Annotated in this window: 21 protein-coding genes; 5 read left to right on the top strand and 16 right to left on the bottom strand. The window is 75.6% G+C overall.

All coding sequences use genetic code 11. The features are described from left to right. Positions 1-223: 223 nt before the first annotated feature. The gene (locus COO58_RS07630) at positions 224-1,051 is read left to right on the top strand and encodes a hypothetical protein (RefSeq protein ID WP_098744336.1); all 828 of its coding nucleotides are present in this window, start codon (positions 224-226) and stop codon (positions 1,049-1,051) included. A gap of 60 nt (positions 1,052-1,111) precedes the next feature. Here COO58_RS07630 and COO58_RS07625 read toward each other — a convergent pair whose 3' ends face one another. The 5 genes from COO58_RS07625 to COO58_RS07605 form a co-directional block, all read right to left on the bottom strand. Further along, positions 1,112-1,582: a hemerythrin domain-containing protein gene (locus COO58_RS07625; RefSeq protein WP_098744334.1), complete on the bottom strand. Its 471-nt coding sequence runs from the start codon at positions 1,580-1,582 to the stop codon at positions 1,112-1,114. A 169-nt stretch (positions 1,583-1,751) separates the two neighbouring features. Continuing rightward, positions 1,752-2,705, bottom strand: a complete 954-nt coding sequence (locus tag COO58_RS07620) for a TerC family protein (protein ID WP_255292545.1) — start codon at positions 2,703-2,705, stop codon at positions 1,752-1,754. A 195-nt stretch (positions 2,706-2,900) separates the two neighbouring features. After that, positions 2,901-4,214 carry a M48 family metallopeptidase gene (locus tag COO58_RS07615; protein WP_141561866.1) on the bottom strand — a complete coding sequence of 438 codons (1,314 nt, stop codon included), beginning with the start codon at positions 4,212-4,214 and terminating at the stop codon, positions 2,901-2,903. Positions 4,215-4,268: 54 nt separating this feature from the next. After that, complete coding sequence (locus COO58_RS07610) at positions 4,269-4,961, bottom strand: ABC transporter ATP-binding protein (RefSeq protein WP_098744331.1); 693 nt, start codon at positions 4,959-4,961, stop codon at positions 4,269-4,271. Then, a complete protein-coding gene (locus tag COO58_RS07605; RefSeq protein ID WP_098744329.1) occupies positions 4,958-6,022 on the bottom strand; it encodes an ABC transporter permease in 1,065 nt (354 codons plus the stop codon). The genes COO58_RS07610 and COO58_RS07605 overlap by 4 nt, the downstream gene beginning before the upstream one ends. A 170-nt stretch (positions 6,023-6,192) precedes the next feature. On the opposite strand from COO58_RS07605, the gene COO58_RS07600 reads away from it, so the two are divergent. From COO58_RS07600 to COO58_RS07590, 3 genes are all read left to right on the top strand, one after another. Beyond that, the gene (locus COO58_RS07600; protein WP_098744328.1) at positions 6,193-7,398 is read left to right on the top strand and encodes a sensor histidine kinase; all 1,206 of its coding nucleotides are present in this window, start codon (positions 6,193-6,195) and stop codon (positions 7,396-7,398) included. Continuing rightward, the gene (locus tag COO58_RS07595; protein WP_098744326.1) at positions 7,395-8,030 is read left to right on the top strand and encodes a response regulator transcription factor; all 636 of its coding nucleotides are present in this window, start codon (positions 7,395-7,397) and stop codon (positions 8,028-8,030) included. The genes COO58_RS07600 and COO58_RS07595 overlap by 4 nt, the downstream gene beginning before the upstream one ends. Before the next feature lie 74 nt (positions 8,031-8,104). After that, a complete protein-coding gene (locus tag COO58_RS07590; protein WP_091573891.1) occupies positions 8,105-9,268 on the top strand; it encodes a low temperature requirement protein A in 1,164 nt (387 codons plus the stop codon). Positions 9,269-9,274: 6 nt separating this feature from the next. Here the strand turns inward: COO58_RS07590 and COO58_RS07585 are convergent, their stop codons facing one another. The 6 genes from COO58_RS07585 to COO58_RS07560 all read right to left on the bottom strand — a co-directional run bounded on the left by COO58_RS07585 (position 9,275) and on the right by COO58_RS07560 (position 17,684). Next, entirely contained in the window at positions 9,275-10,096 is an 822-nt protein-coding gene (locus COO58_RS07585) for an ABC transporter permease subunit (protein ID WP_098744324.1), read from the bottom strand. Then, positions 10,093-11,013: an ATP-binding cassette domain-containing protein gene (locus COO58_RS07580; protein WP_098744323.1), complete on the bottom strand. Its 921-nt coding sequence runs from the start codon at positions 11,011-11,013 to the stop codon at positions 10,093-10,095. Before COO58_RS07580 ends, COO58_RS07585 begins: the two co-directional genes overlap by 4 nt. A gap of 91 nt (positions 11,014-11,104) precedes the next feature. Further along, entirely contained in the window at positions 11,105-11,782 is a 678-nt protein-coding gene (locus COO58_RS07575) for a response regulator transcription factor (RefSeq protein WP_091573888.1), read from the bottom strand. Beyond that, a complete protein-coding gene (locus COO58_RS07570; RefSeq protein WP_091577434.1) occupies positions 11,779-12,960 on the bottom strand; it encodes a sensor histidine kinase in 1,182 nt (393 codons plus the stop codon). Before COO58_RS07570 ends, COO58_RS07575 begins: the two co-directional genes overlap by 4 nt. A gap of 81 nt (positions 12,961-13,041) precedes the next feature. Beyond that, positions 13,042-13,392 (bottom strand): DUF190 domain-containing protein, encoded by a 351-nt coding sequence (locus tag COO58_RS07565; RefSeq protein WP_098744321.1) that lies wholly within the window; start codon positions 13,390-13,392, stop codon positions 13,042-13,044. Continuing rightward, a complete protein-coding gene (locus COO58_RS07560) occupies positions 13,389-17,684 on the bottom strand; it encodes a putative inorganic carbon transporter subunit DabA (protein ID WP_098744320.1) in 4,296 nt (1,431 codons plus the stop codon). The genes COO58_RS07565 and COO58_RS07560 overlap by 4 nt, the downstream gene beginning before the upstream one ends. 92 nt (positions 17,685-17,776) lie before the next feature. Here COO58_RS07560 and COO58_RS07555 point away from each other — a divergent pair, with 92 nt between their 5' ends. Continuing rightward, positions 17,777-18,319, top strand: coding sequence for a carbonic anhydrase (locus tag COO58_RS07555; protein ID WP_098744318.1), 543 nt, complete (start codon positions 17,777-17,779; stop codon positions 18,317-18,319). A gap of 14 nt (positions 18,320-18,333) precedes the next feature. Here the strand turns inward: COO58_RS07555 and COO58_RS07550 are convergent, their stop codons facing one another. The 5 genes from COO58_RS07550 to COO58_RS07530 all read right to left on the bottom strand — a co-directional run bounded on the left by COO58_RS07550 (position 18,334) and on the right by COO58_RS07530 (position 23,070). Next, positions 18,334-19,179 (bottom strand): DUF6671 family protein, encoded by an 846-nt coding sequence (locus COO58_RS07550; protein ID WP_098744316.1) that lies wholly within the window; start codon positions 19,177-19,179, stop codon positions 18,334-18,336. A gap of 45 nt (positions 19,180-19,224) precedes the next feature. After that, positions 19,225-20,400: a M20/M25/M40 family metallo-hydrolase gene (locus tag COO58_RS07545; protein WP_098744315.1), complete on the bottom strand. Its 1,176-nt coding sequence runs from the start codon at positions 20,398-20,400 to the stop codon at positions 19,225-19,227. Further along, positions 20,400-21,161 carry an amino acid ABC transporter ATP-binding protein gene (locus tag COO58_RS07540; protein ID WP_304363127.1) on the bottom strand — a complete coding sequence of 254 codons (762 nt, stop codon included), beginning with the start codon at positions 21,159-21,161 and terminating at the stop codon, positions 20,400-20,402. Before COO58_RS07540 ends, COO58_RS07545 begins: the two co-directional genes overlap by 1 nt. Next, positions 21,158-22,015 (bottom strand): amino acid ABC transporter permease, encoded by an 858-nt coding sequence (locus tag COO58_RS07535; protein ID WP_091573881.1) that lies wholly within the window; start codon positions 22,013-22,015, stop codon positions 21,158-21,160. The genes COO58_RS07540 and COO58_RS07535 overlap by 4 nt, the downstream gene beginning before the upstream one ends. Before the next feature lie 113 nt (positions 22,016-22,128). After that, positions 22,129-23,070: a transporter substrate-binding domain-containing protein gene (locus tag COO58_RS07530; protein WP_091573880.1), complete on the bottom strand. Its 942-nt coding sequence runs from the start codon at positions 23,068-23,070 to the stop codon at positions 22,129-22,131. Positions 23,071-23,135 lie beyond the last annotated feature (65 nt).

Raw genomic sequence — 23,135 nt, 5'->3', positions numbered from 1 at the left:
CCGGGTCGTGCCGCCGACCTCGTGATCCACGCGCGATCGCCTCGGGCGGGCGCTGAACGATCTCGGGGCCGCGCCCGTATCCCCTGCCGACAGTGGACATCGTCCGGAACCGCGATGCCGGAGCGGGCACGAGCACGATTCCTGAGTCCTCACTTCGCACCGGGGAGCGGCCGCGCGGCGCGACCGCCGCGCCGACCCTCCCGGTCGAGCAAAGGAGAGGTGCATGGCCAGGGGTACGCGCAACACCGCGGTCCTGAAACTCGGCGGGGTGGGCACGCTCGCCGCGCTCCTGCTCGCCGGCGGGCTGCAACTGGCGTCCGCCGACGAAAACGCCCGCCCGGCCGCATCGGCCGCCGCGCAGACCGTGAACTGCCCGACCGTACGCGACAAGCTGCCCCCGGTGCCCGCGGCGGCCGCCGCCGGGGTGGAGCGGGAGCTGGCCAACCTGGATCAGGAGATCGCCCGGCAGAACGAGCGGTTGGCCCGGCTCGCGGTCCGCCCCGAGGGCGGGCCGAACTTCGTGGACAACGCCGTCCTCGGACCGCTCAGGAGCAAGCGAACCGCCGCCCTCGACCGCATCGAGATCGCCTTCAACCGGATCGGCGCGGCACGTCCGAACCTGGACGCTCTGGCCACCTGCGGCCTGAACGCGCCAGGCGTGCCGAGCGCGGTCAACGGCAACGCCGCCGGTCAGAACGGCAACGCGGGCGGTCAGAACGGCAACGCGGGCGGCCAGAACGATGGTGCGGCATCCGGTGCGGCCCGGACGGTGAACTGTCCCCGGGTCCAGCTGCCGGCCGTCCCGGCGGCGGCCGCGGCCCAGGTCCAGGCCGAGCTGGCCACGCTGGACAAGCAGATCGACGAGGCGAACGCCCGGCTGGCCCGGCTCGCCGTCCGCCCCGAGGGCGGGCCGAACTTCGTGGACAACGCCGTCCTCGGACCGCTCAGGAGCAAGCGCACCGCCGCCCTCGACCGCATCGAGATCGCCTTCAACCGGATCGGCGCGGCACGCCCGAACCTGGACGCGCTGGCCACCTGCGGTCTGAACTGACGGCCCTCCGGCTCGGGTCGTGGCCCGGCGGCGCGCATCCCGCCGGGCCACGACCTGTCGTCACAGGGGGCCCAGCACGTCGGCCGGGTCGGCGTCCAGCGCCAGCGTCTCCAGCACGGTGAGCAGTTGCCGCTCCTCGTACCGGAAGTGCGACTCCATGATCGCGGCCACCCCCTCCAGGTGCCGGCCCAGTTCCTCCGGCGGGGCGCCCCGGGTCACCGCGGCGCTCAACCCGGCGAGCAGGTGACCGATCATCGAGTGGTCCTGCCGTAGCTGGTGCAGCGTGCCCCGCAACTCCGGATGCCGCCGCGCGATCGCCGGGAACAACTCCCGGTCCTCGCCCTCGTGGTGCGCCGTCAGCGCGGCGCAGAACCCGTGACAGAACAGCAGCAGGTCCCGGGTCGCCGGTTCCGCCGGCGTGCCGCCGGCCAACGACTGCCGCGTCACCCGCAGCGCCTCGCGCAGCCGCTCGTGGACGGCGCGCATCTCCTGACTCCAGGCCACCAGCCTGGTCTGCTCACCCTCACCCACGGGGAGAGGGCGAAGGGACGGCGATTGTCATCGTCGTGCTCCCTCCGGTCCGGCGCCTCCATGCCTGACACAGCCTGCCACCGGCACGCGACGCTGCGCCGAGTCTAGGGCACGACGTGCGCGCCCGGGCCCCCGGGACGATCACCGGGGGCCGGGCGCGGGCCCGGGGTCAGCGACTCCCGTCCGACCGGACCGCCGCCGACGCGGCGCCGCCCCTGGTGGTCACCAGGCTCCATCCGATGGAGACGGCGAGGGTGGCCACGATGACGCCGAGGGTCAGCGGGATGGGCAGCTTGCCGACCGGGGTCTCGGAGAGGATCAGCTTGACCCCGGCGAAGGCGAGCAGGAACGCCAGTCCGTAGTGCAGGTGCACGAAACGACGCAGCAGGCCGGCGAGGCAGAAGTAGAGGCTGCGCAGACCGAGCACGGCGAACGCGTTGGCGGTCCAGACGATGAACGTGCTGGTGGTGATCGCCAGGATGGCGGCGACGGAGTCGATCGCGAAGATCAGGTCGGTGGCCTCGACGGCCACGAGCACCACGAACAGCAGCGTCGCGACGCGCCTCCCGTCGAGTCGGGTGAAGAACCTGTCGCCGTGGTAGCGGGCGTCGGTGGGGATGACCCGGCGCACGGCGCGGACGACGAGGTTGCGCTCGGGACGCATCTCGGTGTCGTGCCGGAAGGCCATCTTCCAGCCGGTCCAGACGAGGAACAGGCCGAAGACGTAGGCGGTCCAGAAGAACGTCTCCAGCAGCCCGGCGCCGACGAAGATGAACACCAGCCGGAACAGCAGCGCGCCGATGACGCCCCAGAACAGCACCTTGTGCTGGTACGCGGCCGGGACCGCGAAGTAGGTGAAGACCAGCGCGAAGACGAAGACGTTGTCCACCGACAGCGCCTTCTCGATCAGGTAGCCGGCGTAGTAGGCGCCGGCGGCCTCGTCGCCCTGCCACAGCCACAACACGACACCGAACGCCAGGCCGGCGGCGATCCAGACCGCCGACCACACGGCCGCCTCACGGAAGCCGATGACGTGGTTGTCCCGGTGCAGGAACAGGTCGACCGCCAGCATCACGGCGATCGCGGCGGTCAGGGCCAACCAGGCCCACAGGGGTACGGACACGCGCGGCGCTCCCTCCGACCGGGCCGGCTGGTCGCCGGCGAACGGGTCGAAGGTCTCCCCGGACCGCCGCGCGGGCGGCCCGCGCGGCCGGGACCCGTGGTGGGTCCGTCCTGACGACCGCGCGTCCGGTGGCGGGTACTCCCCCTCGAACTACGCTCCATTATTCACGAAGCACAGTTCGTGTGTCAATCTCCGTCAGTAGCGGTCCCGGGTGCCGAGCAGGACGTGGTGGACGGCCCGGCGCCACGGCGCCAGCTCCCGGTCCAGCTCGACCCAACGGCTCTCGTCGACGTGCAGCGTCCCGTCGACCCGGGGAAGGGCCTCGACCAGCCGCATCCGCTGGTCCTCGGCGGGATGGGTGCTCCACAGGTCGGTGCCGCGCCGGGTGAGCTGGCGGGCCAGCGGGAGCTTCGGCGCCAGGTGCTCACGTAGCTCGGCCGCCATCGGTTCGAGCCGCTCACCGTCGATGGTGGGCGCCAGGTGCCACAGCTCGGACCAGACGCGGTCGGCGAGCAGGACGACCTCACAGGACCGGAGGAACGCGTCCGTGCCCGCCACCCGGCGCGCCATCAGGTCCGCCCGGTACTCGGCCCGTCGGCTGTCCGGCATCGCGACGCTGTCGACGAGCAGTTGCGCGGTGGCGCCGAGGACGTTCACCAGTCCCAGGAGCGCGTGCACCCCGAGCGAGAGCAGGGTGGCGAGGCCACCGCCGTGCACGGCCACGGAGTCGGCGCCGTGCACCGCGCGCAGCCACGGGTTCCGTCCGCCGGTGGCCGCCACCGCCCGGGCGCCGAACGTGCGCGCCAGCAGCGTCCTGCGGACCCGTCGTGGATCCCCGTTGGCGAGGTGTCCCAGCTCGTGGGCCAGGAGCGCGACCCGGGCGGGGCGCGGCAGCATCACCCACAGCGGAACCCCGATGACGAGCACCGACCGCTGTCGCCAACCCAACCGGGCGACGCCCGCGTTGATGCTCAGGTCGGCGCAGATCACGTCCGGGACCGGCGTGCCCGCCGCCCGGGCCACCTCGCCCACCAGGCGGTGCAGCTGGGGCGCGTCCCGCTCGCTGAGCACGCCCGCGCGGGGCACCCGCCCGAAGGCGGGCTTCACGAGCAGCAGCACGAGCACGGCGGGGAGCGCGAACGCCACCCGCACGCCGGTGGGCAGGCCACTGGCCAGGAAGAGCCAGCCGAGGTAGCCCACCGCGACCGCCCCGACCAGCCCCAGCGCCACCGAGACCGCCGACAGCCAGATCTCGCCGGAGGACGTCTCGGGCGGGCCGGCGTCGGGATCCGCCGACAGCTCCGCGCGGGTCGCCCGGTCGATCCGCAGACCCCGCCGGAACCCCCATCGCCCGACCAGCTTCGTCCCCCGCCAGGGCGCCGACGCGGGGTCGTACGCGTCCAGGTTCCACAGACACCCCGGGCACCAGGAGGCGCTCTCGGGCGCCGCCGAGACCAGCTCGTGGCCACAGCCGGCACACCTGCCCGGCGGCATGATCGTCGTCGACACGAGGCAGGAGTGTAGGGCGCGGCGGCCGATCGCGGCGGCCCCGGTGGTGGACCGCTAGCGGAGGCGGTGAACCTCCGGCGCCGGGTGGAGCCGGCCGTCGCGCATCTCGACCGTGCGGTCCGCGGCGGCGAGGTGGTCCCGGTCGTGGGTGACCAGGACGGTGGCCGTGCCCCGCTCGCGGGTGAGCCGGGCGATCAGGTCGACCACGGCGGCGCCCCGGTCGTGATCGAGCGCGCTGGTCGGCTCGTCGACCAGCAGCAGCACCGGGTCGTTCACCAACGCGCGGGCGATGTTCACCCGCTGGCGCTGGCCGCCGGAGAGCTGATGCGGCCGCCGTCCCGCCTGCGCGCCGAGACCGACCGCGTCGAGCAGGTCGTCCGCCCGCCGCCGCACCCGGGCCGGCGGCCGTCCGTCCAACGTGGCCATGACCTGGAGCTGCTCGGTGGCGGTGAGCGAGGGCAGCAGGTTGGGTTGCTGGAAGACGATGCCGATCGCGCGTCGGCGCAGGGCGGCGAGCGCGCCCCGGCTCAGGCCGGTGGTGTCGACGCCGTCGACGGTGACGCCCCCGGTGTCCGGGGTGACGAGCGTGGCGGCGACCGCCAGCAGGCTCGACTTGCCGGAGCCGGAGGGACCGACCACGGCGGTGAGGCTTCCCCTCGGCACCGACAGGGTGACACGGTCGAGCGCGGTCAGCCGGCTGTCCCCGTCCGGATAGGTGAGTGTGACGTCGGTCAGGTGGAGGCTCATCGGACGCTCCCCAGGGCGGTCAGCGGGTCGACGGAGGTGATGCGGCGCACCGACAGGGCGGCCCCGACCGTGCCGAGCAGCACCGTCACCGCCGCCGGGAGCGCGACGGTGGCGGGGGTCAGCACGAACGGCACGTCCGAGCCGGAGAGGGCGGCGCCGAGCCCGGCGGCGACGGCGGTGCCCACGACGGTCCCGCCGACCAGCAGGATCCCGGCCTGGCCGAGCGCGTCGACCAGCAGCGCGGCGGTGGAGGCGCCGAGCGCCTTGAGGACCGCGACGTCGCCGCTGCGCTGGATCGTCCAGACCGTGAAGAAGGCGCCGACGACCAGCGCGGAGATGGCGAACAGGAAGCCACGCATGAGTTGCAGCGACCCGTTCTCCGAGCGGTAGGAGCCGATCGCGGTCACCGACTCGTCGGTGCCGACGGTCCGGGTGCCGGCGGCCCGGTCGGCGGCGGCCACGTCCACGTCGCGACCGGTCCGCAAGGCGATCACGGTGGCGGTGTCCGCGCCGGCGGCCACGGTGCGCCGCCACGAGTCCAGGCTGGCCCAGACCACCGGGGTGTGGCTGAAGGAGGCGTCACCGCGTACCGCCGCCACCGTCAGCTCCCGTCCGGCCAGGGTGAGGCGGTCACCGGCGCGCAGGCTGAGGTCGGCGGCGGCCGTGGTGGTGAGCACCGCCGTACCGTCGTCGAGGTCGACGCCGGGCGGGCCGAGGCGGGAGCCGGGCCGGATGCCGAAGACGGAGACCGCGACGCCCCGGCCGCCGGCGGTCACCCGGGTGGTGCTGATGCCGAGCGGCTCGGCGGCGGTCACGCCGGGCGTGGCCGCCCACTGCCGCCACTGCCGTTCGGTGACGGTCGAGTCCCCGTACGACGCCTGCCCGCCGCCGAAGGCGATCCGGTCGGCGGGCAGGCCGGTGATCGCGGACGTGTTCTGCCGGTCCAACCCGGCGGTCAGCCCGGACAGCAGGCCGACCAGCAGCGTGATCAGCACGATGACGGTGCCCATCAGGGCGAAGCGCCCCTTGGCGAATCTCAGGTCTCTCCAGGCGACGAACACGGCAGCGGCGGTCCCTTCCGGCGGCGGATGTGGTCGCCCTCCACGGTCGTCGTCGGCCGGGCGGCCGGCATCCGGCGACGGACGGCAGCTTCGGGGCGGAACGGCGGGGTACCGGTTACGACTTTCGACAGAGGCCCGCCGAGCTGCGGTTCCTCTAGGCTGAGAGGGCTGTGACCACCGCCGTTCCCGCCCTGACGCCGACCGCCCGCGTGCTGGCCTGGTGCCTGCACCTGCTCGTGGCGGGCCTGTTCACCCTGGCCGGGCTCCGGGCCGTCGCCACCGGCCGCCCGCACCCGGTGGCCGTGGTCGCGGTCGCGGCGGCGGGCCTGCTGACGTACGCGGGTGGGGCGCTCCTGCCCGGTGTCCGCCGCTCGCGGCTGGCCGCCGGCTGGTGGCTGGCGGCGGTGACCGCGCTCTGGTTGGTGTTGACCGCGCTGACCGCCGACGGGCTGTGGGTCGCCTTCCCGCTGTACGTCCTCCAGCTGCACCTGCTCCCCCGCCGCGCCGGTGCGGTGGCGGTCGGCGTGACCGCCCTGGCGGCGATCGTCGCGTTCGCCGCCCACCGGGGGGCGGTCACCGTGCCGGGCGTGGTCGGGCCGGCCCTCGGCGCCGCCGTCGCGGTGGCCGTGGTTCGGGGCTACCAGGCGCTCTACCGGGAGAGCGAACGCCGCCGGCGGCTGATCGAGGAGCTGACCGCCACCCGCGCCGACCTGGCGCGGGCGCAGCACGAGGCCGGGGTGGCGGCCGAGCGGGAACGGCTCGCCCGGGAGATCCACGACACGCTCGCCCAGGGCCTGACCAGCATCCAGCTGCTGCTGAGCGCCGCCGAGCGGGTGCTGCCCGACCGGCCGGACGCGGCCGCCCGCCACGTCGGGCAGGCCCGCCGGGCCGCCGTGGACAACCTGGCCGAGGCCCGCCGCTTCGTCGCCGCGCTCGCCCCGCCCGCGCTGGACGACACCACGCTGGCCGGCGCGCTGGAGCGCCTGTGCGCCACCACCGGCGCCCGGCATCCGCTCGCCGCGCGCCTGCGGGTGACCGGGGTGCCGGCTCCGCTGCCGACCGCGTACGAGGTGACGCTGCTGCGCATCGCCCAGGCCGGTCTGGCCAACACCGTCCGGCACGCCGGCGCGACCACCGCCGAGGTGACGCTCGGCTACCACGTCGACCGGGTCACCGTCGACGTGGTCGACGACGGTGTCGGCTTCGACCCCGACCGGCTGCCCGTTGCCGATCCGGAGGCCGGTGGCTTCGGCCTGGCGTCCATGCGCGCCCGGGTGGGCGCGCTCGGCGGCGACCTGGCCGTCGCCTCCGCACCCGGCCGGGGCACCACGCTGTCCGCCCGGCTCCCCCGCACGCCGCCCGGACAGCGGCCGTGACCGGAGACCCGATCCGGCTGCTGCTGGCCGACGACCATCCCGTCGTCCGGGCCGGGCTGCGCGCCGTGCTGGAGACCGAGCCGGGCCTGGTCGTGGTGGCCGAGGCCGCCACCGCCGAGGACGCGGTTGCCCGCGCCGCCGCAGGTGACGTCGACGTGGTCCTGATGGACCTGCGCTTCGGTGTCGGCATGAGCGGGGTGGAGGCCACCGCCGCCATCACCGCCCGGCCGGACGGGCCCCGGGTGCTGGTGGTGACCACCTACGACACGGACGCCGACACCCTGCCCGCGATCGAGGCCGGCGCCACCGGCTACCTGCTCAAGGACGCCGCGCCGGAGGAGCTGGCCGCCGCCGTGCGGACCGCCGCCGCCGGCCGGACCGCGCTCGCGCCGGCCGTCGCGGACCGCCTGGTGAACCGGCTCCGCACCCCCGACACCGCGTTGACCCGGCGGGAGACCGAGGTCCTCGGACTGGTCGCCGACGGCCTGTCCAACCAGGCGATCGGCCGCCGCCTGCACCTCACCGAGGGCACGGTCAAGTCGCACCTGTCGCGCATCTACACCAAGTTGCGGGTGGAGTCGCGCACGGCCGCCGTCGCCGCCGCGGTCGACCTGGGCGTCATCCGCCGCTGACCGCGTTCGCCCTCGTCACCCCCGAGACGGATGGTACGACTGGTGCGACGGGCCGGGTGAACGGAAGGGACGGGATGCCGGGGCAGCTGTTGCGGCCACGCGAGGCCTCCCGCCGGGCGTCGTTCCTGGAGCTCTTCTTCGACCTGGCCTTCATCCTCGCGCTGAACCGGGTCTCCCTGGCCCTGGAGCAGGACCTCACCCTGGGCGGGGTGTTCCGGACCGCCCTGCTGCTGGCGGCCATCTGGTGGGTGTGGTTCGTGACCGCCTGGTCGACGGACTGGTTCGACCCGGGCACGCCGCTGATCATCGGGCTGCTGCTCTGGGTCATGTTCGGCGGGTTGATGATGGCGGCCGCCGCGCCGAGCGCGTACTCCGGGCACGGGCTGGTGTTCGCCGGCGCCTACGTGGCGATCCACCTGGGCCGACCGGCGTTCCTGCTGCCGGCGCTGCGCGGCAACCCGCTGCGGGTGCGGACGCTGCGGGTCGCGGTCTGGTTCGCGCTCTCCGCGGTGCTGTGGCTGACCGGCGCGCTGGTCGAGCCGGCCCAGGTCGCGCTCTGGACCGTGGCGGTGGTCCTGGACCTCTCCCTGGCCCGGCTGCGCTGGCCGACGCCCGGGCTGGGCCGCAGCAGTTGGGCGGATCTCCAGGTGATCGGCGAGCACCTGGCGGAGCGCTACCAGCAGATCTACATCATCGCGCTGGGCGAGCTGATCCTGACCGCCGGGATCGTCTACAGCACCAGCGGCTTCGACCTCTACCGCACGATCGCGTTCGCGCTGGCGTTCGTCAACGCGGTCAGCGTGGGCCGGCTCTACCTGGTGCCCGGCGGCGTACGACTCGGCGCGGCGATCGACGCGCTGGGCCCGTCCGGCAGCCGGCTCGGTCTGCTGGCCGGCTACCTGCACCTGGTGATGGTGGCCGGGGTGGTGGCCGCCGCGGTCGGCGCCCAGGTCATGATCGCCGAGCCGCTGTCCCGGGACCCGGCCGCGCTGATGGTGGCACTCAGTGGCCCCGCGCTGTTCCTGGTCGGCTGGATCCTGCTCTCGGCGGCGGTCCACCACCGGGTGTCCTGGCACCGGCCGGTCGGGCTGGCCGCGATCGTGGCGCTGGCCGCCGTCGGTCGGGGCCTGCCGCTGCTGGTCGGCTCCGCGCTGCTCAGCGTGCTGCTCATCCTGATCGCGCACGCGGAGAAGCTGACGCCGGCCCGGACCGGCGGCACCGGCCGCCGGCCCGGGTGACCCGACTCAGGCGTCGCGCCGGAGCAGCCTGGTCAGGGCGGCGCCGACGAGGGCGAGCAGCCAGCCGACGAACACGGCCGCGCCGGCCTGCGGGGCGAGCAGGTTCGGGTCGCCGCCGAGGCTCATGAACGCCTGCCCGGCGTTCGACGGCAGGTACGGGGAGATCGTCTCCGACCAGCTCTCCGGCAGCAGGGACACCACCCCGGGCACGACCAGCAGCAACGCGACCACGCTGGTCAGCGCGCCGGCGGTGGTACGCAGGAGCGAGCCCAGCGCCGCGCCGAGCACGCCGATCCCGGCGAGGTAAGCGGCCGCGCCCAGCACCGCGCGCAGCACCCCGTCGTCGCCGAGGGCGATGCCCTTGTCCCCCAGGACGGCCTGTCCGCCGAGGAAGGTGAGCAGCACCGTGGGCAGCAGCACGGCGAGCGACACGCCGGCCAGGACGGTGATCTTGGCGGTGAGCACGGGCCAGCGCCGGGGCACCGCCGCCAGGGAGGTGCGGATCATGCCGGTGGCGTACTCCCCGGCGGTCAGCAGCACGCCGAGCGTGGCGATCAGCAGTTGGGCGAGGTTGACGCCGCCGAGGCTGGCACCGAGCGGGTCGAGGGACGAGGGCCCGCCGGGTGGCGCCGGGGTGCCCGGTTCGATGGTGGCGTCGGCCAGGAACGCCGAGAAGCCGAGCCCGAGGGCGGCGAACACCACGAGGGTGGCGGCCAGAAGAATCAACGAGGAACGCAGCGAGCGGAACTTGATCCACTCCGCGCGGACCACGCGCGGGCCGGTGATCCGGGCGTCGGTCGGGACGGCGGTGGGCGCGGTGGTGGTCATCGGGTCTCTCCTGCGGTGGCGCCGGCGTACTCGACGGCGTCGCGGGTCATGGTCATGAAGGCCTCCTCCAGGGACGCCTCGGTGGCGGTCAGCTCGTGCAGGGTGAGTCCCGCCGCCGCGGCCCGGTCACCGATCACCTCGCGTCGCAGACCGCTGACCTCCAGCAGGCCCGGCTCACCACCGGTGATGGTGACGTCCGGTCCGGCCAGCAGGTCGCGCAGCGCGGCGGCCTGCGGCGAGCGCACCCGCACCGTGGTGCGCGACGCCCGGCGGGTGAACTCGGCGAGGGACACGTCGGCGAGCAGCCGACCCCGGCCGACCACGATCAGGTTGTCGGCGGTCTGCGCCATCTCGCTCATCAGGTGCGAGGAGACGAACACCGTGCGGCCCTCGGCGGCGAGGCCCCGCAGCAGGCCGCGGATCCAGCGGATGCCGTCGGGGTCCAGGCCGTTGACCGGCTCGTCGAGCATCACCACGGCGGGGTCACCGAGCAGCGCGGCGGCGATGCCGAGCCGCTGGCCCATGCCGAGGGAGAACCCACCGGCCCGCTTGCCGGCCACCTCCCGCAGGCCGACCAGGTCGATCACCTCGTCGACCCGGCGGCGGCCGATGCCGTGGGTGGCGCCCAGCGCGAGCAGGTGGTCGCGGGCGGAGCGGCCGGTGTGCACCGCCTTCGCCTCCAGCAGGGCGCCGATCTGGCGCAGCGGGTCCCGGTGGTCGGCGTACCGGCGGCCGTTGACCCGCACGGTGCCGCCGGTCGGCGCGTCGAGGCCGAGGATCATGCGCATGGTGGTGGACTTGCCGGCGCCGTTGGGACCGAGGAATCCGGTCACCACGCCCGGCGCGACGGTGAAGGTCAGGGAGTCGACGGCGAGCCGGTCGCCGTAGCGCTTGCTGAGGTCGCGGGCTTCGATCATGTGCTCAACCCTGGCCCGCGTACCCCGGCCGCCGCGTCGGCCGGGCGCGGACACCCGCGCGTACCGCGGTCGCGGTATCCGGGCGGTCCGGCTACCGCGCCGGCGGGTCGGCCCGGACCAGCCCGCTCTGGTAGGCGATCACCACGAGCTGGGCCCGGTCCCGGGCGTCGAGCTTGGCCATCGCCCGGTTGACGTGGGTCTTCGCGGTCAGCGGGGACACCACCAGCCGCTGCGCGATCTGCTCGTTGCTCAGCCCGGCGGCGACCAGCGCCACCACCTCGCGTTCCCGTTCGGTGAGCACCCGCAGTCGTTCCGGGGTGGCCCGGGGCTCCGGGTCGGGCTGGGCCAGGAACCGGGCGATCAGCCCACGGGTCGCCTTCGGCGACAGCAGCGCCTCCCCGGCGGCGACGGTGCGGATCGCGTCGAGCAGCTCGACCGGCTCCACGCCCTTGCCGAGAAAGCCGCTGGCGCCGGCCCGCAGCGCCTCGAAGACGTACTCGTCGACCTCGAACGTGGTCAGGATGAGCACCCGCACGCCGGCCAGGTCCTCGTCGGCGGTGATCTGCCGGGTGGCGGCCAGGCCGTCGAGGTCGGGCATCCGGATGTCCATCAGCACCACGTCGGCCCGGGTGGCCCGGGCCTGGACGACCGCTTCCCGGCCGGTGGCCGCCTCGCCCACCACGGACAGGTCCGGCGCCGAGTCGATCAGCGCGCGGAAGCCGGCGCGGATGAGCGTCTGGTCGTCGGCGAGCAGGACCCGGACGGTCATGTCACCTCCTGGGGGATCGGGGCGGGCAGCTCCGCGCGGACCACGAAGCCACCCTCCGGGCGGGGACCGGCGTGGAACGCGCCGCCGACCGCCTCGGCCCGCTCCCGCATCCCGAGCAGGCCGAGACCGGTTCCGGAGTCACCCGGACCGCCCGGTCCCGGCCCGTCGTCGCGGATCTCCACGGCGATCGCGGTGTCGGTGTAGCGGACCTCGACCGTGACGGTGGCGTCGGGCGCGTGCCGGTGCGCGTTGGTCAGCGACTCCTGGACGATCCGGTAGGCCGCCACGTCCACCGCGCCGGGCAGCGGGCGGGGGCGGCCGGACAGGATCCACCGGACCGGCTGGCCGGCGGCGAAACCGTCGACGAGGGCGTCGAGCCGGGCCAGTCCGGGCGCCGGCTCGGTCGGTGCCTCCGGCTCCCCGCGGCGCAGCAGGCCGAGCAGGACGGCCAACTCGTCCAGCACGGTGCGCGCGGCGGACCGGACGTGCCCGAGCGCCTCCTCGGCCGCGTCCGGCCGGTCGCGCAGCAGGTGTCCGGCCACGCCGGCCTGCACGTTGATCAGCGCGATGTGGTGCGCCACCACGTCGTGCAGCTCCCGGGCGATGCGCAGCCGCTCCTCGGCCACCCGCCGGCGCGCCTCCTCCTCCCGGGTCCGCTCGGCCCGCCGCGCCCGTTCCTCCAGCACGGCCACGTACGCCCGCCGGCTGCGCACCGCGTCGCCGGCGGCCACCGCGACGCCGAACCAGAGCAGGAGGACCACGACCGCCGGGTCGAGCCAGCCCACGCCCAGCGCGACGACCGCCGAGCCGCCGAGGACCAGACCGCTGGCCGCGCCGGCCGCCACGGCGGTCCGCCGGTCGGTGCGGGTGGCCACGGTGTAGGCGGCCACCGCCACGGTCAGCACGAACGGCCCCCGCGCCTGCTGGGCGAGCAACGAGGTGGCCGCCGCGACGGTCACCACGGCGAGCACCGGCAGCGGGAACCGGCGTCGGAGGACGAGCGCGGCGCAGCCGGCCGCCGCGAGCAGCACCGCGCCGGCGGTCAACGGGTCCCGGGGTGGCCCTCCGGGCGGGTTCACCGGAAGCAGGCTGACCGTGAAGAGCACCGCGGCCAGCAGCGCGTCGGCCACGGTCGGATGCTCCCGGGCCACCCGACGCCACCGGGCGAGGCGTCCCATGCCGTCACCGTACGCCACGGGTGGCGGCGGGGCGGGGTCGCCGGCGCTCCCCGCCCCGCCCTCGACGCGACTGTCTCCCCGTCAGGTCACCGGGCCCACCGCTCGATCGGCGCCGAAGTACTCGGGCCGGCTCACCCAGGCGTCGCTGACGAACATGACGCCGGGCCGGTGGGCCAGGATGTCCCGCAGGCCGGTGACGACCGGCTCGGCCCGGTCGGGCGGCAGCACGGCGATCACCATGACGAGTCCGGCGCGGTCGTTGAAGAGCAGCCGACCCTCGTGGGTGCCGTGGTGGCCGAAGCCGGAGACGCCGCTGAGGCTGGTCCAGCCGCTCACGCCGGAGGCGTGCAGCAGCGTCCGGACGGCGTCGGCGTCGTCGGCGCGGGTGACGACCTCCACCTTGACCATGCGGGTCAGTCCGAGCTCGTTCATGCGCTGTACTCCTTCTCTGGGTCGGGGGCCGGGAGCGGCGGGGTGCGCCGGGATCCGCCCGGCTCACTCCAGTCGCCGGTACGGGGGTCGACGACGGTCAGGGACATCCAGCCGCCGTCGACCAGCTGGCGCAGGGCCGGGTTGCGGCCGAGCACGGTGTCGACGAGGTGGTGCGGGGCGTGGACCACGGCGAGCAGGCGCAGCGGATCGTGCGCCGGCCGTGTCCCGTCGCCGACGGACTGCAGCGGCAGCCCGACGCGCAGGTCGCCGCCGGAGCCGGAGAGGACGCCGAGCGCGTCGCCGAGGACGGTGTGCACGGTCTTGGTGCCCGCGCCGAGGCGGTGCGGGTCCACCGTGGAGAAGTAGTATTGGAGGTTGATCCAGGCCGCGACGACGAGCGGGCCCGTCATGATCGTCTCCAGCGCGACCGCGTCCGCGTCGGCGGTCCAGTCGTAGGAGTGCAGGAACGTGCGGCAGCCGAGGTCGGTCCCCGCGGTCAGCGAGCGCGGCGCGGCGATGAACGCGGCGTTGCCCGCCAGCGCCCACTCCGGCCGCACCTGGGCCCAGTCCGACGCGCGCCGGGGCAGGTGGCGGGGGCCCGGCCGGCCGGGCAGCCGGATGGCCCGTTCCGCGCGCAGCCCCGCTCCCGCCTCGGCGAGCCGGCGCGTCAGGTCGTCGACGTGCGGGCGCAGCCGGGCGGGGACGGCGTCGACGTCGAACAGGCGCACCTCGTCGGTGACGGTGTCGTGCTCGCCGGCCAGGACGTGGGTGTCGGCGGGCAGGTGGATCCCCCGGGCGACCAGCGCCTCGCGGACCTCGGGCCGGTTGAGCAGCGTGGCGACCAGCCGGGCGCTGACCCCGCCTCGGTTGCCGCCGCAGGCGCCGCAGTCGAGCGCGGCGGCGTAGGGGTTGTTGGTGCTGGTGGCCCCGTGCCCGCAGAGCAGCACCAACGGGGCGAAGTCGGCCGTCAGCCCGACCGTGCGCAGCGTCGCCTCCGCGTAGTAGACCTGCTCGTCGAGGGTCAGGGCGGCGTCGAGGTCGGCCACCGTCGGCGCGGTGTCGTCGGCAGCCGGGGCGAAGCGGCCCGGCGCCACCGCGCGTACCGCCAGGGCGGCGGTGGCGAGCACGCCGGCGACCTCCACGAAGGCGAACGCGCCGACCGGGTCGGCCTTGGCCGAGGCGAACGCCCGACGCCACGCCTGCCGGGCCCGCCGGCGGCTCACCCGCCTGGCGTCGGCGGTCTCCGCGACGGTGGCCACCGGCCGCATGAGCACCGGGCAGCGGTCCCGGCCCCGACCGGCGTCGGCCGCCGCGGTGCGCACGGGCAGGCCGAAGAACCCGGCGAAGCCGTACGTGTCCACCGGCCCGGCCGCCTCCAGGTGCCGGCGCAGGCCCTCGCTGCGCACGTCGATGCAGAACACCGCCTGGGCGAGCGCGGTGGCGCGGGCGGCGCGGCGCGGGCGCGGCCGCGCCGCGTGGTCCAGCCGGTCCCGCAGCCGACGCCGGTACGCGTGCTCCGCGGCGGCGAGCCACACCTCGGCCTGCCGCGCCGGGGACAGCTCGACCACCACGTCACGCAGCACGGACACCGTCTCCTCGGGTAGTGACGCCAGGGCCGGCGCGTCGACGCCGAGCGCCGCGACCAGCCGGGCGAGAGCCGCCGGCTCGTCCGCGCCCGGCGCCCCGGCGGTCGGCGCGGTTCCCGCGGTCCCGACGGTCGGCACCGGCCCGGCGACGGCGCCGGTCGGCGTCGTCGCAGCGGTCGGCGTCGTCGCAGCGGTCGGCGTCGTCGCAGCGGTCGGCGTCGTCGCGGCGGTGACCGCGTCGACCGTCGGCGGGAGCCCGAGGCGGCGGTGGGCGACGTCGCCGGCCAGCACCAGCTCGTAGCTGAGCCGCACCGCGAGCAGGTCCAGCGGGGTCAGGTCCGGCCGCTCGCCCGGGTGGGTCTGCGACCAGCGGGCGTAGCCGGCCCAGCCGGGCAGCCGGAGCAGGGACCGGGACAGGTAGGCCGACCAGTTCGCGGGCGCCACCCCGAGGGCACGCAGGAGCGCGGCGACGGCCCGGTCGGGCGCGGCCGGCAGCGCGTCGACGAGCGCCCGCAGGCCACCGACGCCCGCGGGGCCCGGGTGCCGGTCGCCGCCGGCCATCCGCCGCCAGCGCGTCCAGCAGCTCTCGTCGGCCGCACCGGGCACCGGCCAGCGGGCGGCCGGGCGGCCGCAGTGCGCCGCGCACCAGCCGGCCACCAGCTCGTCGACGTCCGCGCCGATCCGGGTGCCCAGGATCCGGTCGAGCAGCTCGGCGACGGTGAGCGGGTCCGGGTCGTCCGGGACGGCGGGCCGGGGCCCGGCGAGCCGGCGTCGCGCCACGGCGAGCAGGTCGGGCGGTGGTGGCGGTCCGTCGTGCACCGGGTGGGACAGCGTAGCGACCCGGAGTTCCGCGGTCGTGATCGACCGCCCGGCGAGCGTGACCGGGTCCGAGGTCGCCGGGGGAAGCACGGCGGTCAGGTCGGCCGGCTCGATCTCGCCGTCGCGCAGCCGCCGCCGGTACTCGACAGCCGGCAGGTGGGTCCGCGCGCCGCCGAGCGACCGCAGCTCGGCGGCGGCCCGCGCGAACGGCACCCGCTCCCGGCCGGCGAGCGGGTTCACCGCGACGAACGTGTCCAGCGGCCACACCGCGGCGACGTGGTCGCCGGCGGCGGCGAGCGCGGCGACGACCCGGGCGGCGTCCGACCGGTCGGACACGTCGCGGCGGCGCACCGCGCTCACGGCCCAGGCGGCCGGCTCCCCCGTCGCCGGGCCGGCGGACCGGCGCCACCACGCGCCGACGGCGCCGTCGCGCCAGGCCCACCACCACAGCGCGGCGCGGTGCCGGCGCAGCAGGACCGTCCCGGCGACGGCCGCCACGGCCAGCGTGGCCGCCGCGACGCCCACCCCGGCGTCCGTCACCGAGGTCGGCAGGCCCAGCCACCGGGCGACGGCCCGCCCGGCGACCAGGTAGCCGCCGGCCAGCGCGCCCGTCGCGAGGGTGATCGCGACGGCGGTCCGCGCCGGCACCTCGCGGTCGGCGAGGGCCGACCGCACCGCGGCCAGCGCGGCGGCGCCGGCCAGGGCGGCGCTGAGCAGGCCGCTCGGGCTGGCGCCGAGTGCCAGCTCGGTGAGCGCCACGGCGGCGAGCACCGCCGCGCCGGCCAGGACCACGGTCCGGGTCCGGGGCGGGCCGACCGGTCGGGGCGCGGCCGCGGCCCGCGCCTGGGCCTGGAGCGCGCCGCCGGCGGACAGGAACGCGTACGCCTTGTAGACGGCGTGCCCGACCAGGTGGACGGCGGCCAGGCCGAACGCGCCGAGACCGCACTGGGCGAGCATGAACCCCATCTGCGCGACGGTGGACCGGGCGAGGGCGCCCTTGACGTCGGTGCGCACCGCGGCGAACACCGACCCGGACACCGCGGTCACGAGCCCGACCAGCACCATCGCCGGCATCAGACCGGGCGCGGCGACCACCACGGGCGCCAGCGTGATCATCAGGAAGCCGGCGACGTTGACCATGCCCGCGTGCAGGAAGGCGGAGACCGGGGTCGGTGCGTCCAGTGTGGACGGCAGCCAGCGGTGCGCCGGCACCTGGGCCGAGCGCACCGCGCCGGCCACCAGCAGCAGCCCGCCGGCGACGACCAGGAGCCAACCGGGCCGGTCGCCGGCGGCCGCCCGGACCGCGTCGAGGTCCGCGTCGCCGGCCGGGACGGCCAGCAGCCCCAGCCCGGCGACCAGGGCCACGTCACCGAGCAGGAACACCGTCCGGGTACGGCGCACCGCCGCCCGTACCCGGGGCTGGTCCCGGTAGTGGCCGATGAGCCCGATCAGCAGGTGCCCGGCGGCGAGCCAGCCGACGGCCAGTTGCACGAGGCTGGGCGCGGTGGCCATCACCAGGGTCGCCGCCGTGGCGGCCGCGACCCGGGCCTGCAACCCGCGGGCGCCCGGCTCGCCGTCGAGATAGCGGCGCGCGTAGCCGGCGACGACGGCGGCCAGCCCGCAGACCAGCAGCGCGAACAGCGCGGTGAACCGGTCGATCCGGATCCCGACGGAGAACGCCGGCCCGGGTGGGTCGAGCCGGAGCAGGAGCGCCGGAACCACCGGGTCGTACGCGACCCGGGTCAGCAGCGCGGCGGCCGCGACGGCGGTGAGACCCAGCAGCGCCCCCACCATTCGGGCGGCTCGACGGGGGTCGGGTACCGCCAGCGCGCACAGCGCCGCCGATGCGGGCCCGGCGAGGACTCCCAGAACCAGTGCGACGGACATCGCCACCTCCCTCAGACATCCGCACTGTATTACACGATTTAGAATTCGTGTATCGTGAGACGCACGACAACGGCTCGGCACGAGGAGGAGCGATGGACGCGACCGGATCTCCGCGCCAGGGGTGGCAGACCAGCCCGAGCTTCGCCCTCGCCCGGCTGCGCGCCGGGCACCACCGCTTCCGGGTGGGCGGCGCGCCCGTCCCACCGGGCGGCGCGGACCCGGTGGCCGCGATCCTCTCGTGCGCCGACCCGCAACCCGAGGCCGTCACCGTGTTCGGCGGCACCGACGTCTACGCCGTCCGCACCGCCGGCCTGGAGGTCGGCCCGGCCGCGCTGGGCAGCCTGGAGTACGCGGTCACGCACCTCGGCGCGCCGGTGCTGGTCGTGCTGGGCCACGCCACCTGCTCCCTGCCGCGGGGCAGCGGACCGGACCGGGTGCGCGCCACCCTCGCCGCGCTGCGCCGCCGGTCCCCGCTGCTCGACCAGGCCGTCCGATCCGGCCGCTGCGGCCTCCACGGCATGGTCTGGCACGACGCGGACCGGCTCCTCAACGAGGTGCGACCGGCCCTGTCACCGCCGGCCCGGCGGGTCTGCCGCCTGCGCCCGCCGAACCGCGCGTCGACGCGGTTGCCCTGAGCCCGGCGGGGCCGTCAGGGGTTGCACGCCGGGCACGATCCGGGGTCGGCGGCGCCCGCCACCGGGCGGGACGAGCGGTACGGACACCGGCCGCAGCCCGAGATCAGCGACGCGTCCCGCGGGGTCGGTGTGCCGCAGTCGCGACAGGGCAGCCCCGGCTCGGCGCCGACCGGGCCGAACCCGGGCGCCGCACAGGCGGGACACGGTGCGGCGAGACGCCGGGCCAGTCGCCGACCGGCCGCGGCGATGACCCGCATCCGGGTCGGGTTGACGTGGGCCCGCAGGTCCGCGCCGAGCACGGCGGTGCCGTCGTCGGAGTCGACGGCCGCCCGCCGGACGGCCGCGAGCACGTCGGCGAGCCGGCGCAGGCCCTTGACCGGCCGACCGGGCCCGGCCGCGGGCCGGACGACGACCGCGTGGTGCGGGAACCCGACCCGGCGCAGGAACACGAGCACGGCGGCCCGGTCCCGACCGTCGGTGACGAGGTGAGAGTGGTTGGTCTCGACGCTCAGGGCGCTCTCCACCACCGTCAGGCCCGAGCGGTCGTCGACCAGCGCCACGTACTCCAGGTCGGCGGGCGTCCAGGGGGCCGCCGGATGCGGGCCGAAGGCCCCTTCGCTGGCCAACCCGACCGGGGATCCGGTGGCGGCCATCCCGAGCCGGGCCTTGCGCACCACCGTCTCCCGCGCCGACCCTACCCGGTGCACCTCGCCGGTGAACGTGCCGAGGGCGTCGGTGTCCACCGACGCCACCCGCACGCTCATCCCGAGCCGGCGACGCAGCAGCGGACGCAGCGCCCACTGCTTGCCGTGCATGGTCGCCAGGCAGGCCACCACGCCCCGGAACGGTGACGGCTCCACGCCACCGATCCTACCCAGGACAGGAAGGGTGATTCCGGAATCCGGCTACCTGCCGGCGCGGTCCCCCGCTCCGATCGCGTCGATCAGGCCGGCCAGCAGCGCCACCCGGGGCACCACCGAGTCGAGGTCGAGCCACTCCCCCGGGCTGTGGTCGGCGCCGCCGATCGGGCCGAGCCCGTCGAGCACGGCGGCACCGGCCTCGGCCAGCAGGTTCGCGTCCGCGCAGCCGCCGGTCGCGGTGTGCGAGACCGGTACGCCGAGCCCCGCGCCCACCTTCGCCGCCAGCTCGGCCAGCCGGCGCCCGGCCGGCCCCGGCTCCCACGGCGGGGTGGGCGCGTGCACGGTCAGGTCGGCGTGCACACCGGACACCACCGGCTCGGCGACCAGCCGACGGATCTCGGCCAGCGCCGCCTCGTACTCGCCGGTGCGCCAGGCGCGCAGGTCGACCAGCATCCGGGCCCGGTCGGCGACCACGTTGGGCCGGCCGCCCGCCTCCAGCGCGCCCACGTTCACCGTCACCCCGGGCCAACGGCCGTTGAGCTGGTCCAACGCGATGGTCAGCCGGGCTGCGGCGAGCAGCGCGTTGGCACCCCGCTCCGGCTCGATGCCGGCGTGCGCGGCCCGCCCGCGCAGCGTCACCGCGAGGTCGGCGACGCCCTTGCGGGCCGACACCAGGTCGCCGTTGTCGCGGGCGCACTCCAGGCAGAGCGCCACATCGGCCTCGGCCCCGAGGGTACGCAGCAGCGGCCGGCTGCCGACCGAACCGATCTCCTCGTCGGGCGTGAAGACCAGCACCAGCTCGCCGTACCGGTGGCGGTCCAGCGCGGCGAGCACCTCGACGGCGGCCAGCCCGGCGAGCACGCCGCCCTTGTCGTCGCTGACCCCCGGGCCGTACGCCCGGCCGTCCTGCACCCGGAACGGGCGGGCGGCGGCCGTGCCGGGCGGGAAGACGGTGTCCAGGTGGCCGGCGAGCAGGATCCGCCGGGTCCCCGCGCCACGGCGGCGGGCGATCAGCACGTCCCCGAGTGCCTGGCCGGCGGCGTCGGCGACCGGCACCCGCTCGACGGCCAGCCCGGCGCCGAGGCACCAGCCCTGCACCAGGTCACCGACCTCCCGCAGACCGTCGACCTGGCCGGAGCCGGAGTCGACGGCGACCAGCCGGGCGAGCCGGTCGTGGTACGCGGACAGCCGGTCGCCGGCCGCGCCGAGCAGCGGATCCATCAGAGCACCTTGTCGAGGAAGGCGCGGGTGCGCTCGTGCCGGGGGCGGCCGAGCACCTCGTCCGGTGGGCCGACCTCGACCACCACGCCCTCGTCGAGGAACGCGACCTGGTCGGCCACCTCGCGGGCGAAGCCCATCTCGTGGGTCACCACCACCATGGTCATGCCGTCGGCGGCGAGGCCCTTCATCACGTCCAGCACCTCCCCGACCAGCTCCGGGTCGAGCGCCGAGGTGGGCTCGTCGAAGAGCATCAGCTTCGGGCGCATGGCCAGCGCCCGGGCGATCGCCACCCGCTGCTGCTGCCCGCCGGAGAGCTGGCCCGGGTAGTGGTGCGCGCGGTCGGCCAGGCCGACGCGGTCGAGCAGCCGCAGCGCCTCCTCGCGGGCGCGCCCGCGCGGGGTCCGCAGCACCCGCACCGGCGCCTCGGTCACGTTGCCGAGCGCGGTGAGGTGCGGGAAGAGGTTGAACCGCTGGAAGACCATGCCGATGTCGCGGCGTCGCACGGCCACCTCGCGGGCCTTCAGCTCGTGCAGCCGGTCGCCGTGACGCCGGTAGCCGACCAGTTCGCCGTCGACCGAGAGCTGCCCGCCGTCGATGCGTTCCAGGTGGTTGACGCAGCGCAGGAACGTGGACTTGCCGGAGCCGGACGGGCCGAGCAGGCAGGCCACCTCGCCGGGGGCCACGGTCAGGTCGATGCCCCTGAGCACCTCGACCGGACCGAACCGCTTCGTGACACCCTCGGCACGGACCATCGCCGTCATCGCACGCCTCCCCGGGCGAAGCCGCGGCCGAACCGGCGCTCCACCAGCCACTGGCCGGCGGAGAGGAGGCTGACCAGGGCGAGGTACCAGATCGCCGCCACCACGAGCAGCGGGATCACCTTGTAGTTGTTCTGGTAGACGCTCTGCACGGCGGTCATCAGGTCCCGCCCGGCGATGATCGACACCAGCGCGGTGGACTTGAGCATGGTGATGGTCTCGTTGCCCATCGGCGGGATGATCACGCGCATGGCCTGGGGCAGCACCACCCGGCGCAGGGTGAGCGTGGGGCCCATGCCGAGGGCGGCGGCGGCCTCGGTCTGGCCGCCGTCGACGGCCAGGATGCCGCCGCGGATCACCTCGGCGGCGTACGCCATCTCGTTGAGCGACAGCGCGAGCACGGCGGCGACGGTGCCGGTGACCACCACGCTGGTGGGCCGGTCGAACAGGACGGTGCCGGTGAACGGCACGGTCACTGTGAGCCGGGGGAAGAGCGCGCCGAGGAAGCCGAAGAAGATGATCTGCACCAGCAGCGGGGTGCCGCGGAAGACCCAGATGAACGTCCAGGACACGCCGCGCAGCACCGGGTTGTCCGACAGCCGCAGCACGGCCAGCAGGATGCCGCCGGCGGTGCCGAGGACCATGGCGAGCAGGGTCAGCCAGAGCGTGGTGAGCACGCCGTCGAGCACGTAGTCCTGGAACAGGTAGTGGGCGACCGTGCCGGGTTCGAGGTTGGGGCTGCTCAGCAGCGCCCGCAGGAACAGGGCGGCCAGGCCGGCCACGACCAGCGCGGTCAGCCAGCGGCCGTAGTGACGGACGGGAACGACCCGTACCGCCGGGGTGTCGGGGGTGGTCATCGCGGGGGTGCCTCCGGCAGGGGGTGCGGCGGTCGCCGGGCGCCTCCGGGCCCGCCCTCACGGAATCAGAGGGCGCCCGGCGACCGCGGATCGGGGGGCGGTGGTCCGCCGGGTCAGTCGATGGCCTGGTCGATCGTGGCCTTCTCGACGGCGATCGGGGTCTGCTTCCAGTGGGCCAGGATCTTGCCGTAGGTGCCGTCGTCGATGAGCGACTGCACGGCGGCCCGGTACGCCTCGGCGAGGTCCTTCTGGGCCTTGAGGAAGCCGAAGCCGTTCGGGCTGGCCAGCCAGCCGTTGGGCGAGGACGGGTCGTCGACCAGCTCGGCCTTGCCGGCGAGCGCGCCGGCGGTGTCCACCAGGTTCACCCGGGTGGCGGCGACGACCTGCACGTTGCCGGCGATCAGCGCCTGCACCGCCTGCGGGTTCTCCGGGTACTCCTTGACCTGCAACGGCCGGCCGGCGCAGCTCTCCTTGGCGTACGTGGCCAGGTTCTTCGCCTGGTTGCTGGCCTTCTGCACGGCGACCGTGCGGCCGCAGAGGTCGGCCACCGTCTTCACGCCGAGCGGGTTGCCGGCGGCGACCAGGAAGCCGGTGCCGGAGGCGGAGTAGTCGACGAACGTGGCGACCTGCTGGCGTTCCTTCTTGTCGGTGATGCCGCCGGCGATCGCGTCGTACTTCGCGGCCTGCAGGCCGGGCACCAGACCGTCGAACGGCTGCTGGGTGAAGGTGGCCTTCAGGCCGAGCCGCGCCGAGGCGGCCTGGAACAGGTCGTGGTCGAGGCCGACGAACTCGTCGGTGCGGCCCTCGACCTTGAAGTCGATGAACGGCTGGTAGGGGGCGTTGGTGGCGACCGTGACGCCGCCTCGGCCGCGCACGTCGGCGGGGACCTTGGCGGCGAGGGCCTTGTCGGTCTCGACGGCGCCGACGCCGTCGATGGTGACCGAGACGGGTGTGATCTCGTCGGTGGAGCCACCGGCCGAGGAGGAGCCGCAGGCGGCGGTGGCGGCGAGCAGCGCCGAGGTCACGCCGAGCAGGGCAAGGGAACGGATGCGCATGGGGAGTCCTTTCCGGGGGCCGGAACAGCCAGCCCCCGGACTGTAACTCACGTTACGATCTCGGT

It is taken from the genome of Micromonospora sp. WMMA1996, assembly GCF_002573675.1.
Taxonomy (GTDB): Bacteria; Actinomycetota; Actinomycetes; order Mycobacteriales; family Micromonosporaceae; genus Micromonospora; species Micromonospora sediminicola.
This window is presented reverse-complemented; position numbering and strand designations above follow the sequence as displayed.

Excerpts from the sequence above, each read along its gene's own strand:
- COO58_RS07630 (WP_098744336.1), top strand. The coding sequence starts at position 224 with ATGGCCAGGGGTACGCGCAACACCGCGGTCCTGAAACTCGGCGGGGTG.
- COO58_RS07610 (WP_098744331.1), bottom strand. The coding sequence starts at position 4,961 with ATGAGCCTCCACCTGACCGACGTCACACTCACCTATCCGGACGGGGAC.
- COO58_RS07590 (WP_091573891.1), top strand. The coding sequence starts at position 8,105 with ATGCCGGGGCAGCTGTTGCGGCCACGCGAGGCCTCCCGCCGGGCGTCG.
- COO58_RS07585 (WP_098744324.1), bottom strand. The coding sequence starts at position 10,096 with ATGACCACCACCGCGCCCACCGCCGTCCCGACCGACGCCCGGATCACC.
- COO58_RS07580 (WP_098744323.1), bottom strand. The coding sequence starts at position 11,013 with ATGATCGAAGCCCGCGACCTCAGCAAGCGCTACGGCGACCGGCTCGCC.
- COO58_RS07575 (WP_091573888.1), bottom strand. The coding sequence starts at position 11,782 with ATGACCGTCCGGGTCCTGCTCGCCGACGACCAGACGCTCATCCGCGCC.
- COO58_RS07570 (WP_091577434.1), bottom strand. The coding sequence starts at position 12,960 with ATGGGACGCCTCGCCCGGTGGCGTCGGGTGGCCCGGGAGCATCCGACC.
- COO58_RS07565 (WP_098744321.1), bottom strand. The coding sequence starts at position 13,392 with ATGAACGAGCTCGGACTGACCCGCATGGTCAAGGTGGAGGTCGTCACC.
- COO58_RS07560 (WP_098744320.1), bottom strand. The coding sequence starts at position 17,684 with ATGTCCGTCGCACTGGTTCTGGGAGTCCTCGCCGGGCCCGCATCGGCG.
- COO58_RS07555 (WP_098744318.1), top strand. The coding sequence starts at position 17,777 with ATGGACGCGACCGGATCTCCGCGCCAGGGGTGGCAGACCAGCCCGAGC.
- COO58_RS07545 (WP_098744315.1), bottom strand. The coding sequence starts at position 20,400 with ATGGATCCGCTGCTCGGCGCGGCCGGCGACCGGCTGTCCGCGTACCAC.
- COO58_RS07540 (WP_304363127.1), bottom strand. The coding sequence starts at position 21,161 with ATGACGGCGATGGTCCGTGCCGAGGGTGTCACGAAGCGGTTCGGTCCG.
- COO58_RS07535 (WP_091573881.1), bottom strand. The coding sequence starts at position 22,015 with ATGACCACCCCCGACACCCCGGCGGTACGGGTCGTTCCCGTCCGTCAC.
- COO58_RS07530 (WP_091573880.1), bottom strand. The coding sequence starts at position 23,070 with ATGCGCATCCGTTCCCTTGCCCTGCTCGGCGTGACCTCGGCGCTGCTC.